Source organism: Pseudomonas sp. Pseusp3, from assembly GCF_047304225.1.
In the GTDB taxonomy this organism is placed as follows: domain Bacteria; phylum Pseudomonadota; class Gammaproteobacteria; order Pseudomonadales; family Pseudomonadaceae; genus Aquipseudomonas; species Aquipseudomonas fluorescens_CD.
Window position 1 is genome coordinate 48339 of sequence record NZ_JBGLYV010000033.1, and the last position, 15431, is coordinate 63769.

A 15431-nucleotide genomic window follows, 5' to 3' on the forward strand; every position below is an offset into this window, starting at 1 on the left:
CAGGTTATTGCCTCGATGTTGCCAAGCGCATTAAGACTGAAAACTGGAGAAAACAATGAACAAGTCAATTATTGGTGCGTTGGAAGAGCGTCGTTGCATGGCCCTGGCGGATTTCTATTTGGGGCAAGTGGCTCCGAAAGAAGATGAGGGCCGTCCGAACAAGCTGAACCTGACCTCGCTCAATGACTTGTATCAATACCTGTTGCTCGACAGTCAGGTCGGTCATGAGCTGGAAACAGCACGCCTGGCGGAGGCGATCGCTTGTGTGCAGCAATATATCGGCGCCATTTACAGCGGTATGGAGCCCGGTCATACCGAGGCGTTTACCAAAGATGAGCTGCAAGACTGGCATCAACGTTATTGCAATATCAGCGATTGGGCCGGTTATCAGATGCTTGTGGATTATCCGGAAAACTACATCGATCCGACATTGCGCCTCAATAAGTCTGAATCTTTCAAAGAGCTGGAAAACAACCTCGGGCAAGCGAGTCTCAACGATGCATCGGTGCAAATGGCGCTTTATGAGCATCTGAAGCGGTTCGAAGAAGTATGCAATCTCGATTTGATTTCGGCTTATATCGACAGTACCGAGGGAAATGGAGCTGAAAAGGGAACGAACTTCAAGAACGCCGATTACTACTTCATCGGTCGGCAACGGGTTCAACCCTTTGGTTATTTTTGGCGCAAGGCCCATGTTGAGTTGAATGCCGCCAGTGAGTTTCTGAACCCGACCGCGTGGACCGAATGGAAGCCCGTCGATATCCCCGCCGCGCCAACCGTGCTGGCGATCCGGCCGGTGTTTTTCGCCGGTCGATTGATGGTGGTTCAGGTCGAAGGGACCAAAGCCCGGGACACGAAGACGAAAGGTAACGACGGTAATGAAGTGATTACCGAAGGGACGTGGCAGGTTGAAGCCAAGCTGTCTTATCTTGCCGTGAACGGGATCTGGTCGACACCATCGACCCTGGGGACGAAGGAGTTCGCCAAGGCATCGGTGGAGTCCGCGCGTTTGGTGGTTGTAACTTATGCGGGTGCAAAAAAAGACGTCGATGACCTGTTGGCGGTGTGTTTCACCACCACGGATTTGCCAGCGGCGCAGGCGACGGCGGAGAACGAGCAGGAACACGGATGGATGTTTGCCGCACGCAATGCTCTGTTTGAGCCGCTACCGCCCGACATGGCCAGTCTTAAAGTGTTGGCCAATGGTCGTTTTGCCAATCAATACGGTTTGCAGCACAAGCTCTTGCTCAGTGAAGCAGCCGTGCTCAGTCAGGTGCGCGTACCGGCTTCGAGCGTTGCCGCTGTCGACGATACGCGAGATGGCACTCTGAGCAAGTTCCTTTCGTTGGATATCAATTTCAGCAGCCGGCAAACCGTGGTCGACGGTGCCCTTGCGACTGAAAATGTGTTGCAGGTACAAGGCGTCTGCGATTTGACCCGGCCCGAGTACGAGTTGAAGGACATTGCCTTGGTCGTTCAACACCAGGTGGCAACGTTTGTCACCTTCTTTGAAATTTCCAGGGTCGGAACCAAAGGCATCAAGGTGACCTGTTTCCGTCAATCCGAGTCGGGATTCGATTTTTCATTGTGCCTGGATGACGTTGAAGGAAAGCCTGTCGAATTGGCGGCTATCAAGGCGAATGAGTTCGCCTTGGCCAATGGTTGGGTTTCCGTCAAAAAGGACATCGTACTTTCTCATCGGCAACGGGAAATATTGTGGTTGCAAAGCCCCGGACACATCAGAGGCGGCGCCGGTTTCTCCATATTGACAGGTACTCAGTACCTGCCATTCGCGGGCAGCGGCAATACGTTGTCTCTGGTGCAGAAGCCGGAGACAGTCACGCTGGGCCTGAAAGTGAAGGATGGTGCAACGGTCGCGCCAGGCAAGTGGGAATCGTTGAGCGAATTGAAGGGCTGGTTTCAAACCCCCTGGATTGAATATCGCTGGACTGGCGATCCGGTCGGCAAGACCTTGCATGTCGTGTGGGGGGAAAGTGCCGATGGTAGTTATGGTCGCAACCGCTATGAAATCGTGATCAAGCAGACCCCGAATGCCAGCGCTGTTCCACTGATCAGTAAACAGTCAACCGGTGCTCAGTTCCTGGATATTCAGCCACTGGCATTGACCAGGCTAAAATGGATACGCCTCAACTCCCTGTTTGGTCCGGAGCTGGTAGCCAAAGCCGCCATTTCCATCGACGAGGTATTGTCCTGGGCAACCCAGAACACCCTAGAGCCTCAACCGGCGGGTGTTACGCCCGCAACCGCACCCATCGACTTCAACAGTGCCCACGGCATTTTTTACTGGGAATTGTTCTTCCACTTGCCGTTCCTGATCGCCCATCGTCTGTGCGAGACACGCGATTACCATGAATCGCAGCGCTGGTATCAGTACATTTTCAACCCGCACATTCGCGAGCCGCGTCCGGGAGCAGTCAAACCGAGCGACCGCTACTGGTGGTGCCGCCCATTGCTGGAAGAAGGCTATACCGGCTTTGAAGCCCTGGGGTTGGTAGACCCCGACGCGATTGCCTTTTCCAAACGCATCCACTACCGCAAAACCATTTTTGTCGCCTATGTGCGCTGCATCATTGCCCACGCCGATTCACTCTATCGGCGGCTGACCCGTGACAGCCTGGCGGCGGCGAAACTGCAGTATGTGCGGGCCTTGTCGCTGATGGGCAACGCCCCCACCGCAAAAGCGATGAGCCATTGGGTGCCACAGTCCGCTGACCAGATCCTCAAACCCAAGGCGGCTACCGGCACCTCGTCACTTCTGACATTCGCCCGGTCACTGGATGTCAATGTGGCGAACCTGCCCGCACGGGTAGAGGGAACACCGGATTTTGAAATTCTGGCACGGGATGAGTTCCGTCCGGCTACCAATGATCAGTTGTTGGGGATCTGGAAGTACATCGACGAATGCCTGTGGAACATGCGACATAATCTGACCATTGATGGCAAACCGATGTCGCTGGCGTTGTACGCCCCGCCGACCAATCCACTCGATCTGCTACGCGCCCAAGCGGGTGGTTCTTCGGGGGCCGCGCGCAGTGCGGGCGGCTGGCTGAACATTCCGCATTATCGATTCCGGACCATGCTGGCCACCGCGCAAAATGCGGTGCAGACGCTTATCGGGTTTGGTCGCGAGGTTCGCCAATTGATGGAGCTGCGTGATCGCGGGCAACTGGAAGAGTTGCAGCAGAGTCATGTGATTGCGTTGGGCGGCCATGCCAGGACCATTCAGGAAGAGACGATCAAACAACTGGAGTCGTCGGAGGCGGCGTTGAAAGAAAGTCAAAGAATGATCGAGGAGCGAGCCAGGCACTATGAGGACCTCAATGCTGACCCGTTGCTGAACATGGAAATAGCCGGGGATGTGATCGGACTGGTTGGCAAGCTGAAGAGCGCTGCGGCTATTGTTCCTGTAAACGCTGGCGCAGTTACAAATGCAGCCGTGAAGGAGCAAACGCTCGGTGGCGCGGCTGGCCCCTTGCCCTTAGCATCGGCCGGTACGCAAGGTGGAGATCGTGGGGATCCCCTGAAAGCAACGGGTAACGGGCTATCGACTTCGGGCGCCACCGCGTATGCGACAGGTGAAGCTTTCCAGCGAACCGCTTTTTACCTGCGTCGAAGCCAGGAATGGAGCTTCGCCGAGGCCCAGGCCAAGAGCGAGTTGCGGGTCATTGACGAACAGCTCGAAGCTCATGAACACACACTCAAGGCCGCTCGAGCCAGCCTGCTGCAAACCCAAAAAGCCAACGAGCAGGCCCAGGAGCTTTACTCCTTCTACAAAACCCGCGCCACCAACGTCGAACTCTACCGCTGGTTGTTGAGCCAGATGGCCACGCTGTACTTCCAGGCCTATGACGCTGTGGTGGGCCTGTGCCTGAGCGCCGAAGCCAGCTGGCAGTATGAAATGGGTGATTTCGACACCCGGGTCATTCGGCCCAACGTCTGGATGGACAACCGACATGGCTTGAGCGCCGGTGAATCGATGCAGCTCGACTTGTTGCGCCTGGAGCGGGACTTCCTCTATCGCAACGAGCGGCGACTGGAACTCATCAAGACCATTTCCCTGCGCGACCTGTTCGAGAAGGGGCAATTCACGACACCTAAAACCTGGGAACAGGTGCTGGCAGAACTCGGCAAGGGCAAGCTGGATTTCGAGTTGACCCAGAAGCTGTTCGACAGCGATTACCCCGGCCATTACTGCCGGCAGATCACAACGGTGGCGCTGTCGCTGCCCGTGGTGTTGGGCCCTTACCAGGATGTGCGCGCGACGTTGACGCAAACCGCCAGTACCACGGTGCTCAAAGCCAGTGTTGACTCACTCGACTACCTGTATGGCGACGGCAACCAGATGCCTCCGGCGGATATCCTGCTCAACCTGCGCAGTCACCAGCAAGTGGGCATCAGCAGCGGCCTGGATGATGCCGGCCTGCACCAGCTGATGTTTGGCGATGAACGCTACTTGCCATTCGAAGGAACCGGGGCTGTTTCGAGGTGGCAACTGCATTTTCCGCGGCATGCGTCAGAGCAGCAAAAAGCCCTGATCGAAAGCCTGACGGACATCATTGTGCAGGTGCGGTACCTGGCGAAGGCAGGGGGGACGGCTTACACCGAGGCTGTGCTGGATAAGTTGGGGGATTGACGTCGTTTCAACAGTGCCTGGGTGACGTGGTGTCGATTCAGGAGTCATGGATCAACAGAGGTGTGAAAGCATCATGAGCAATGACGAAATTCGTGGTCGCAACCTGATTGCAGACGGCAGGTTTTCCTCCGGTTGGAGGGAGCACTGGACGCATTTCAATGGCAAGGGCATTGCGCGAACATTCGCGGACCCGGAGTATGGCTTTTATCTGATGATGAATGGGGCGGCCGCCGTTACCCAGACATTCAGCGCTGCACCGCTCACCACCGCGCAACTGGCGAACGCCTGGTATCGGTTGAGCTTTCAATATGAAAACTTTGGTGATGGGGCAAACTCCAAGGTAATCGTCAGATCGGGGACCGGGGTTGAGGACCCCATTGATCTGAGCGGGAAACTCCCGGATCGACCTCTGGCGGATTGGAATCCCTTTGAGCCCTATGGGCTCACGGTCGTGGCGGCTGACAAAGACATGACGTTCGAGTTGCATGGTTCCAGCCTGGGGGGATCGAGCGGTTTACGTATGACCGACCTCGACGTTCAACTGCATCTCGCACCCCTGGAGTTGGCTTGGGCCAAGGTTGATGATCAGACTTATGAGCTTTAATCCATCGATGCGTGGGGGTATGCCGCCAGATGCCTACGCAGCTCCGGCCCGCTTCCAGCTTAAATACTGCGTCACCAGGGCCGGGCCCAACTCCCCGGGTCGCGCATCCATCACCAGTACTCCATGAGCGCTCAAGCGCTCATGGAGTTCGGCGCGTGCATTCAGGTAGTCCACGGTCCCGCAATAGGCCAGCGCTTCGGGCAAAGTCTGCACCGGTGACTGACGCTGGGTGTCGAGCACCTCTTCGCGCAGGCTCGCGACCAGCACCTGATGTTGCTGGCTCAGGCGTTTTACTGCCGAGAGCAACTCATCGTCGTCCTCATCCCGCAGGTTGGTCACCAACACCACCAGCGCCCGGCGTTTTTGCCGTGCCAGCAGTTGCGTTACCGCTGCTTGATAGTCGGCGCTGCGTTGGGTGCTGTTCAAGTCATAAACGCTGTTGAGCAGTGTGTTGAGATGGCTGGTGCCTTTTACTGGTGCAAGGTAGCGCGGCTGTTCGCTGGCAAAGGTACTCAGGCCCACCGCGTTGCCCTGGCGTAGCGCGACGTAGCTGAGCAACAGACAGGCGTTGAGGGCGTGATCGAAGTGCGACAGCTCATCATCCTGGCTGCGCATGTGCCGGCCGCAGTCGAGCATGAAGATGATCTGCTGGTCGCGCTCGTCCTGGTACTCCCGGGCAATCGGTGTGCGCTGGCGGGCGGTGGCTTTCCAGTCGATCTGGCGCAGGCTGTCGCCCTCGCGAAACTCGCGCAATTGATGAAATTCCAGGCCCAGGCCCCGTCGTTGTTTCTGGCGTACGCCAAGCTGGCTGAGCCAGTTATCCACCGCCAGCAACTGCCCTTCATAGAGACGGGCGAAGTCGGGGTAGACGCGGGTGGCGTCGGGCAGCTCGAGCAAGCGTCTGTCCGACCAGAGCCCCAAGGGACTTGGCAGGCTGATTTCACAGCGCTCGAAGCTGAAATGACCGCGTTTGAGCGGACGCAGGCGATAACCGGCCAGGCTGTGCTGGCCGGGTTGCAACTCGACTGACAGTGGCAGGTTTTCGAAGCTCAGGCCCGCTGGCACATGGTCGAAGACTTGTACGTTCAGCGGTTGGGCAAAGTCGTGCTCAAGGGTCAGTTGCACTTCGCCCCATCGGCCCAGCGCCAGGCTGCCGGGTAACTGGCGCTTCAGCCGGGGCGATGGCAGGTGCTTCACGCGAACAGCATCCAACAGGGCCAGGGCCAGCAGCGCCAGGAGCAACCCCCAGTTGATCGCCATGAGATTCGCCGGAACCGTGAACTCCAGTGCTTGCAATGTGCCCGACACAATGCCGCAGGCCAGCAGGATCAATAGCCAGACGAGCATCAGACGCGACGGTTTCACAGGCGCGGCGCCGGCACTTGGTCGAGCAACTGCCGGAGCACCTGATCGACATCCAGGCCCTCGATATCCAGCTCCGGTGCGATGCGCACACGATGACGCAGCACGGCCAGTGCGCAACCCTTGATGTCATCCGGAATCACGAACTCACCACCGCGCAGCAGCGCACGGGCCCGGGCACATCGCACCAGCGCGATGGACGCGCGTGGCCCGGCGCCGAGGATCAAGCCGGGCCAGTTGCGGGTGGAGCGGGCCAGGCGCACGGCGTAATCGAGCACCTGATCGTCCAGTGGCAGGTCGCTGGCGATACGTTGCAGGGCCAGTACATCCTTGGCCTGCAACAACGTGCGCATCGGTTGGACATCGAGCATGTCGGCCCGGGTCGAGCGGCTGACCTGACGGACCATATTCAGCTCCTGTTCGGCGTCGGGGTAATCCATGCGCACCTTGAGCATGAAACGGTCGAGTTCGGCCTCCGGCAACGGGTAAGTGCCTTCCTGTTCGATCGGGTTCTGAGTGGCGAGCACCATGAACGGTTGTCCAATCGGCAATGGACGGCCTTCAAGGGTGACTTGCCGTTCCTGCATGGCTTCGAGCAGCGCCGCCTGGGTTTTCGCCGGGGCGCGGTTGATTTCGTCGGCCAACAACAGGTTGGTGAACAGCGGGCCTTTGCGCAGTTTGAATTGCTCGGTCTGCAAGTCGTACACCGCGTGCCCGGTGACGTCGCTGGGCATCAGGTCCGGGGTGAACTGGATGCGCGCAAACTCGCCGCCGAAGCAGCGGGCGAGGGCGCGCACCAACAGGGTCTTGCCCAAACCCGGTACGCCTTCGAGCAGCACGTGACCGCCGGCGATCAGCGCAGTCAGGACGTCGTCGATCACGCTGTCCTGGCCGATCAAGGCTTTTTGCAGTTCATTGCGTACGGCCTGCGCCAGGTGGCTGGCACGCTGACGTTGTTGAGCGGCATGGCTCGGTACGTCGGGCTCGATCGGTTGACTCATGGGTTCCGGAGCCTCGTTAACAGTTATATTTGTTTTATCTTCCATAAATCAGTCACTTATCTAATCTAACTTTTTTCACGTATTTTTTTTACGCGTGGAACGAGTGAGTGACTGCCAATCTGCCTCATTAAGATCCCTTGGCAACCCTCATTTGAGCGTTCGTCTGAAGTCGAGGTTAGGCCATGACGGCCAGTTATGTTTTGAGGTAGTGCATTCCATATGCACGTTGGGTGACATAGTTAGGAGAGTTTTTCATCGCAGAAGTCTGCTGTTGCCCGATATCAGCCCTTCTCGGAGGGCTGCTTTGGGTTGAAAAGCTGCCGACCATCAAGGGCTGCTACCGACCTGGAGCAGTCGGCGAACAGAATAATGGCAAATTAGTGGCTATGCTTGGTCTGCTGTCGAAACTGTTCAGGCAGTCCGGCAGGCTGCGCGGAAATGACCCGCAACGTGCCCTATGTCACCCGACTATGCTGCGTGAAGCATCCAGTTCAGGGGCGCAAATCCGCAACGGCACTCGGCAAGACATGGAGCAAACCCTGCACCTGCAGGCGCAGGGTTTGGACTGGATCTGTCGGGATCACTCAGGATCGAATCGACTTTCGCTACGGTGCGGCTGGGCACTGCGAAAGCGGGGATATGCTCACCCCAGACATGCTGGCCAAGGTCTGCACGCTCGCCAGAGGCGCAGAAAGAGGCTGAGGAAATTGAAAGGAACAGAACATCTGGCAAAAGTGATTGCCGACGTTCAGTTCTACAATGGAGAGCGAGGAGAATCGTTACCTGAAACGATGATCTCAAACACAGCAAATGAAGATGATTTCGTTTTATCGCTGAAATGTTAAGAGACTGCTTCCGAGGGTAAAAAATTTCACCATGAAATTAGCATCGCCAAATGCATTGCTTAGTGTCGAATGGTTGGTTGGCGTGACACTTAAGACGTATAGCTTCGGTAGCTAATGCTTGTCTCGGGAGCTTCGCTCACGAAAACCAGCGTGAATCCAGAACAGAGAAAAAATTTGGCTAATGCTACGTGCGGTGTGTTCTCAGGTTCAGGTGTCGGCACAAAAGGTTAATAGGTTTCCGAATACCGCTTCTATTGGCCAATTTAGAAGGATTATGTTTGGAGATTGTGAAATGGATTTTTTCAGGAATAAAAGCGCCGCAAAGCAAGACATACCCACCCGTTCAAATAAGCCGCGCTCGACCAAATGGCACCGCATGTACTTTTTTCTTGCGGGGTTCGACGTGCTGGTTGTTGTGCTGAGCGTGCTATTGAATCACCTGATCGTCGATACCTATCACCGCTCCATCAAGGCAAACCAGTCGTGGGTCCAACAGCTGTCGAGCTATTCAACGCTGGGCAGCCTGGCTTCCACAGTCAATGCGCCGGGCAATAATGTGTTCGATACACATAATGTTGAAGCCGAATCGCGGAACATGGATGAAGCCTTGCGCGCCTTCAACGAGCATTTGGCAATGGCCAAAAAACAGTTGGAGGTACGGATCGCCAATGAGGCTGAACACAGTGCAGATATACAAGCCTTTACCCTTGCATTGAAGGATGAGGTGGGTGCAATTGATGCTGCGATGGTCGAAATGGTGAACGAGGCCTTGCTGATCTTTTCCTACTTCAGGGAGGGGCAGTCGGATAATGCCGGCAAACGCATGGCAACGATGGACAGGAAGTTTGCCCTGTTGCTCGCCTCACTCAGTACTGTGCGGGATCGCGTTGGCCTGATTCAAAGCAAGCTCCTGGAGGAGGAGCTTGAGTCGGTCGAAGAACTGCGCCGGGTCGAATACGCGATCATGGTGTTCGTGCTACTGATGGTCAGTGCGGCCGTTATCTACGGGGGCAAGATCAGGCGCGAAATGGAGTCGCAAGCAGCCGAAAGGGAAGGTTATCTGGCAGTGCTGCGCGAAAGCGAGAAGCAGGCCCGCCAGCAAGCATCTCTGCTGGACAAGGCCCAGGACGCCATTGTCGTTCACGGGATGGATAACCGCATCCTGTACTGGAACAAAAGTGCCGAGCGTCTCTACGGTCTGTCAAAGGAGGAGGCACTTGGCAAATCGGCACAGGAGTTGATCTACCAGGGTAGCGCCGCTTTCAATGCGGCCACTAACAGCCTGATAGAAACGGGTGACTGGGCGGACGAAGTTACAATTCGACGCCGGGATGGCTGCACCATCACACTCGAAAGTCATCGAACCCTGGTGCGAGACGATGATGGCCAGCCGCAGTCCGTTCTGTCGATCAATACTGACATCACCCACCGTAAGACCGCAGAGCAAGAGGTCCAGCGTTTGGCCTTCTACGATCAGTTGACCGGGCTGGCCAACAGGCGGCTCATGTTGGACCGGTTACAGCATCTGCTGGCGGGCAGCTCCCGTAGCCTGCATACGAGCGGGATAATTCTCATTGACCTGGATAACTTCAAGGCACTGAACGACACGCTGGGGCATGACAGAGGCGACATGTTGCTGCAGCAAGTTGCTCTGCGCCTTTGCGGCTGCATACGCGAGAGCGACACCGTGGCTCGCCTGGGCGGAGACGAATTCGTCGTCCTGCTGGATGGCCTTAATGAGAATCCTCCAGAAGCGGCTATCCAGGCCAAGACTATTGGCGAAAAGATTCTCAACTCTCTGAATATTTCCTACCAGTTGGATGGATATGAGCACCACAGCACCCCCAGCCTCGGCATTGCGCTGTTCCAGGGGCAGCTGAGCACAGTGGACGATATTATGAAGCGCGCTGACCTGGCGATGTATCGCGCCAAGGCGGCGGGCCGCAATACCATGCGCTTCTTCGATCCGGAAATGCAGGCGGTTGCCACGGCACGCGCCAGGCTGGAAGTAGACTTGCGCCAAGGCTTGCAGGACAACGAATTCCTTCTTCATTACCAGCCGCAGGTGAATAGTGAGGGCCGTATCATTGGCGCAGAGGCACTGATGAGATGGCACAATCCTGAGCGCGGAGTCGTGTTTCCAGGCGAGTTCATTCCATTGGCAGAGGAAACGGGGTTGATTCTGCGGTTAGGCCGTTGGGCGCTGCAGACAGCCTGTACTCAGCTGGTTGCCTGGGCAAAGCATTCGGAAACCGCCCGACTGGGTATGGCTGTGAATGTCAGCGCCCGTCAGTTTCACCATCCGGACTTCGTCGAGGAGGTACTGCAAGTACTGAGACACACGGGGGCCGATCCGAAGAAATTGAAACTGGAACTGACCGAAGGCCTGCTGATAGAGGATATGGAAGGTACTGTCGCCAAAATGATCGAGTTGAAAGAGATTGGCATAGGCCTTTCGCTGGATGATTTCGGAACCGGCTACTCGTCACTGTCATACCTGAAGAGCCTTCCGCTGGATCAACTCAAGATTGACCAGTCCTTCATCAGAGATGTGCTGGTTGATCCCAACGACGCCGCCATCGCCTGCGCGATTGTGAGCCTGAGCCAGATATTGGGGCTTTCGGTGATTGCAGAAGGTGTGGAGACAGAAGCTCAGCGCACCTTTCTGGTCAAGCATGGCTGCCAGACCTACCAGGGCTTCCTGTTTTCCCCGCCACTGCCAGCCGAACAATTTGAGGAGTATGTTCACGAAAGATTAATGGCGAGCACTGATTTCCTACGGACCAAGACTAAATCGCCATAACTTCGCAGTTGCCTGGGAACGTCCGCTTTCGGCTGTGGACTCAACCCAATGCGGACGATGAGAGGTCGACTCAAATATGGCTCGCACCCGCAATTGCCGGAGGTAGCCTCGAACAGCTGGCAGGAAGCTCCATCTGCCATCCCCTGCTTGACCAGACATTCCATCCCTTTAGTCTGCCTTAACAGATTCAGGGCCATTAGTTCGCTCCTTGAACAACATCTCAGGCTATGAGCTCGTAAGGGGCTGTCCTCTAAAACAATGGGAATCTAACGCTTGCAAGGTGTCAGATCATAAGGCGTTCCTCAAGGATTGCAGATGGGCGACCTGACGGCTGAATTCAACGCTGGAAAGCCGTTGCTGCGGTCGCGGGCTCATGGCCTGGCTGATAGCGCGTGTGGGTTGGCCGGTCAGGCGTGCGAGCACCAGCCATTGTTCGGCAACGCCGAGTTGTTCAAAGCCGGGATGGCGACGCCGCACACGCCGCAGGATGTCTTGCTGCAAGGCTTGCAGCAGGCCGGCCTGACCGTTGCATCGCAACAGGAAATCGGCACTGGCGCGCAGGTGCTCCTGCAGTTGCCGGCGTGCTTTCGGTGCCGGCTCCTGCAATGGTCCCTGCCGCACGCCAAAGTGCCAGAACCCCAGGCCGATCAAGGCGAACAACGCGACCAGCGCCTGGGGAAAATAACGCAGCAGCAAGGTCGGCAGGCTGTCGTGATCGGTGTTGAAGATCAGTGTCACGCGGGTGTCGGCGGTCAGGTACCAGAGCAGCCAGGCGTTGTCGTACCGGTCGATGGCCGGGGTTTTCCACAAGTCGGCATCGGTGACCACGATGATCGAGCCAAGCCCGTGATCGAGCTGCATCATGTGCGTGGCCATGGCGCTGTTGGCCCAGGCCTGGGCAAGGTTTTTCGGGTCTTCGAGATGGAACGCCGTATCGAAACCGGCATAGGCCGGGGCGTCTTCGCCTTCCAGGTAGAGCTTGGTCAGTTGCGGGTACGGATCTTCGCCGACATTGGGTGGCGATGCCTTGAGGTCTTTGCTCAGTAACTGGTGCACTTGCACCCGATCGAGCAGCAGGTCGTTGCTGTGGCCGAGTTTTTCATCCCACAGTGATTCGGCGACGAACAGAAGCCGCCCACCGGCCCGGGTCCAGTTCATCACCTGGTCGACCTGCCGTGGAGTCATGTTGTAGCGGTCACCGAGCAACAGCAGGCTGTGTTGAGTCGGGTCGAGGCTGGGCAGGATGTCGAGGCCATTGGCGTGGTCGACGCTCAGGCCTTGTTTGCGCAGAAAGAGTTCCGCCGCCAGATAAGGGTTGGCCTTGGCTTCGGGGGAGGGGCCGTGGTCGATTACGCTCTGGTAGGGGGTGGCCTTGAGGTACAGATAAACACTCAACGCAGCCAGCAGCACGGCGATCAACGCCCCGGCTATCGACCCCTGGCGCCGATTCAACGGACAGCCTCCGAGCCGAACAGAATACGCCAGCCGTTACACAGCTCCTGCTGCACCTGGGCGGGTGGCAGGCGATGACCGTAGGCCATGTTTTGCCAGTGCCCGGTGAGATCTTTGCTGTACGCCAGCAGGGCCGGTCGCTGTAACAGCTCAACGCGCTGAAGTACCTGGCCTTCGGTATCGGCGGCCTTGAGTGCGATGTTGAAATCGTGCATCAGGCGGCTGAGCAGGGCGCGATAAAGCAAGCCGAGGGCTTCGCGCGGATGGCTCTGCCAGAGACTTTCAGCGCTGGTGGCGATGTCGGCGGGCAGGGACTCGGGCTTGAGGTCCAGGCCGAACGCCTGCTGCGGTAACAGCCGCGCGGTTTTTATGTCGACGGGCGGTCGACGGCTGACAAAAGCTTGCAACCAGTCGCGATAGCGCCAGATCAACAGGCCGATGGCTCCGATGACGGTGCCCCACAGCACGATTTCAATCAGGCTCGCCAATGCCCCGAAGCGTTGCCCCTCAAGCAGCTTGAGCAGGGCCTTCAACCATTGCGGTGTCTTGCCGTCGTCCCGGGTTTCAGCGCTTGGCCGGTCTTCGCCAAAGCGGTAGCGCGTCACTGTTTCCCGGTTCTTGAAGGGCGGCTGTTCGAGGATCGTCTTGATGCCGTCCCTGGAGGCCTGACTGGTCAGGGGCTGGTCCAGCAAGCGTGGACTGTCGGGTGACATGGCCGGTTCGGCGGCCCATACGCTGTGTGTGCTCGGACTCAGCAAGATCACGGCGATCAACAGGGCCGCGCCTGCACTGGTGAGGCGTTGGCGCATGCGACGGAACACCAGTTCGATATCCCAGGCCTCCAGCACGGTGCGCCGGTTCAGGTAAAGGCTGAAACCGCAGGCGACATAAATCGGTTCCCAGACCACCAGCACCAGTGCATAAAAGGCGTTGGTCAGATGTTCCAGCCAACGCCAGTCCTGGCTCGCCGCAGAGATCAGCGACTGCCAACTCCAGTCGAGCGCGACCTGTTGTGGCAGCAGCAGATAGAACAACACCATCAAGCCGATCCACAGCGTGCCCTCCAGGTGCGCGCCGATGATCGTCAGCCAGCGCGCGGCGCCGGCGTCTCGCTGCAGCAGCACCTGTAAGCGCTGTTGCCGTTGCGCTCCATCGAGGCCTTCAAGTTGCATCACCGGCATCGCGAAGCTGCGATGCAGACTCAGGCGTCGCCAGGTCAGGCTGGCCAGCAATTGCGGTTTGAGCAGGCGTGGCCATTGCTGCAGGGCCTGCTTGAGCGAGGGTGTTTCAGCGAACATGGCTTTGGACAGGATGTACAAGGGCAGGCGTTCGAACGCCGGCTTCAGCCACCAGAAAATGAACACGGCGAGAGAGGGCGAATCCCAGAATCCCCAACTGAGCAGCGCGAAAACGGGCAAGGTGACCATGGCCCAACTGGTCATCAACAGGCGTCGGTGGCGCTGGCTCAGGAGCACGCCGAGGTCCATGGCTTCCCAGGTCGGGCGCGGGCGAATCACCACCGTGGCGTCACTCAGGCGCATGGCGGCGACGTCCGGCAAACACGAGATAAACCACCACCAGCAACCAGAGCGCGGCGCCAACCAGGTACTTGGTCTGGTGCGACGGGCCAGTCTTTGATGACCAGTAGGCTTCGATAAACGCCGCAATCAACAGGAACAGCATGACCCCGCAGACCAGCAGCACACTCTTGCGCGCAGCCAGGCGCAAGGCCTCGGCGCGTGGCAGGCGCCCCGGGGCGACCAACGCCCAGCCCAGCTTCAGGCCGGCGGCACCGGCCAGGGCGATGGCGCTGAGTTCGAAAGCGCCATGGCCGATCACGAATGACCAGAAGGTTTGCCCGTAGCCGACGTAGGTCAGGTGCCCGGCCACCGCACCGATCATCAGGCCGTTGAAGACCAGGTAAAACACACTGCCCAAACCCAACAGCAAACCACTGGCGAAGGTCTGAAAGGCGATGCCGATGTTGTGCATGATGTAGTAGCCGAACATCGCCCAGTCCTCGCTGGCGGCTCGTTGCGCCGTACGCCCGAGGTGCCCGGCAACGGGGTCGTACATGCTTTGCATCTCGCTGACCTGCTCGGCGGGGATCAGGTTGTAGACCAGGTCCGGGTACAGGTACACCAGCAGCGCGAAACCGGCCAGGCTGGCAAAGAACATCAGGCTGGCGGCGAGGACGAAACGCCACTGTTCGCGCACCAGTCGCGGAAAGTCGGCGAGGATGAATGCCAGCATGTTGGCGCCCGGACGGCTACGGTGACGGTAGAGTTGTTGGTGTCCGCGCAGCGCTTGTTGCTGCAGGGAGTCGATCAGAAAACTGCTGTAGCCTCGCTCCCTGGCCAGTGCCAGGTGTTGGCAAAGACGTCGGTAGTCCCTCGGGAAATTGCCGGCGCCGGTGGCTTTCCTGTCGTGCTCCAATTGCTCGAGCAGATGAGCGAACTGTTCCCATTCGGCCTTGTGCCGGTTTTCAAAGAGGCTTTGCTTCATGTCGGCCCCAACAAGCCGCGGGCAATGCCGTTGAGCTCGGTCACCGCCTGCGGGGTCGGGACTTGCAACGGTTGGGCGAGGATCGCAGCCAGTTCATCGGCCCGTGCCCGGGAGAGTTCGCCCTGGCGCTCGGCAAACCCGAGAATGGCCCGTTGTTCGGTGAGCGTCAGGGCAAAGGCCGGGCGGCGGGGCTGGGCCTCGGGGA

8 protein-coding genes and 1 pseudogene are annotated in these 15431 nt (G+C 58.0%); 3 read left to right on the forward strand and 6 right to left on the reverse strand.

Annotation, left to right across the window (positions count from 1 at the left end; translation table 11 throughout):
- Window positions 1–55 precede the first annotated feature (55 nt).
- Window positions 56–4654, forward strand: a complete 4599-nt coding sequence (locus ACCD00_RS13755) for a neuraminidase-like domain-containing protein (RefSeq protein ID WP_413425252.1) — start codon at window positions 56–58, stop codon at window positions 4652–4654.
- Between the two features lie 73 nt (window positions 4655–4727).
- Window positions 4728–5258 (forward strand): hypothetical protein, encoded by a 531-nt coding sequence (locus ACCD00_RS13760; RefSeq protein ID WP_413425254.1) that lies wholly within the window; start codon window positions 4728–4730, stop codon window positions 5256–5258.
- Between the two features lie 33 nt (window positions 5259–5291).
- Here the strand turns inward: ACCD00_RS13760 and ACCD00_RS13765 are convergent, their stop codons facing one another.
- Both ACCD00_RS13765 and ACCD00_RS13770 read right to left on the reverse strand, forming a co-directional pair.
- Window positions 5292–6623, reverse strand: a complete 1332-nt coding sequence (locus ACCD00_RS13765) for a DUF58 domain-containing protein (protein ID WP_413425256.1) — start codon at window positions 6621–6623, stop codon at window positions 5292–5294.
- Entirely contained in the window at window positions 6620–7621 is a 1002-nt protein-coding gene (locus tag ACCD00_RS13770) for an AAA family ATPase (protein WP_413425258.1), read from the reverse strand. The genes ACCD00_RS13765 and ACCD00_RS13770 overlap by 4 nt, the downstream gene beginning before the upstream one ends.
- A 1137-nt stretch (window positions 7622–8758) precedes the next feature.
- Between ACCD00_RS13770 and ACCD00_RS13775 the strand changes: the two genes are divergently transcribed.
- Window positions 8759–11269 carry a putative bifunctional diguanylate cyclase/phosphodiesterase gene (locus ACCD00_RS13775; RefSeq protein ID WP_413425260.1) on the forward strand — a complete coding sequence of 837 codons (2511 nt, stop codon included), beginning with the start codon at window positions 8759–8761 and terminating at the stop codon, window positions 11267–11269.
- Between the two features lie 288 nt (window positions 11270–11557).
- On the opposite strand, the gene ACCD00_RS13780 is transcribed toward ACCD00_RS13775, so the two are convergent.
- From ACCD00_RS13780 to ACCD00_RS13795, 4 genes and pseudogenes are all read right to left on the reverse strand, one after another.
- The gene (locus ACCD00_RS13780) at window positions 11558–12721 is read right to left on the reverse strand and encodes a DUF4350 domain-containing protein (protein WP_413425262.1); all 1164 of its coding nucleotides are present in this window, start codon (window positions 12719–12721) and stop codon (window positions 11558–11560) included.
- Window positions 12718–14262 (reverse strand): DUF4129 domain-containing protein, encoded by a 1545-nt coding sequence (locus ACCD00_RS13785; RefSeq protein ID WP_413425264.1) that lies wholly within the window; start codon window positions 14260–14262, stop codon window positions 12718–12720. Before ACCD00_RS13785 ends, ACCD00_RS13780 begins: the two co-directional genes overlap by 4 nt.
- The gene (locus ACCD00_RS13790) at window positions 14249–15226 is read right to left on the reverse strand and encodes a stage II sporulation protein M (protein ID WP_413425266.1); all 978 of its coding nucleotides are present in this window, start codon (window positions 15224–15226) and stop codon (window positions 14249–14251) included. The genes ACCD00_RS13785 and ACCD00_RS13790 overlap by 14 nt, the downstream gene beginning before the upstream one ends.
- Window positions 15223–15431 (reverse strand): annotated as a pseudogene (locus ACCD00_RS13795) (RDD family protein); the annotation flags it as partial. The pseudogene ACCD00_RS13795 and the gene ACCD00_RS13790, both read right to left, overlap by 4 nt.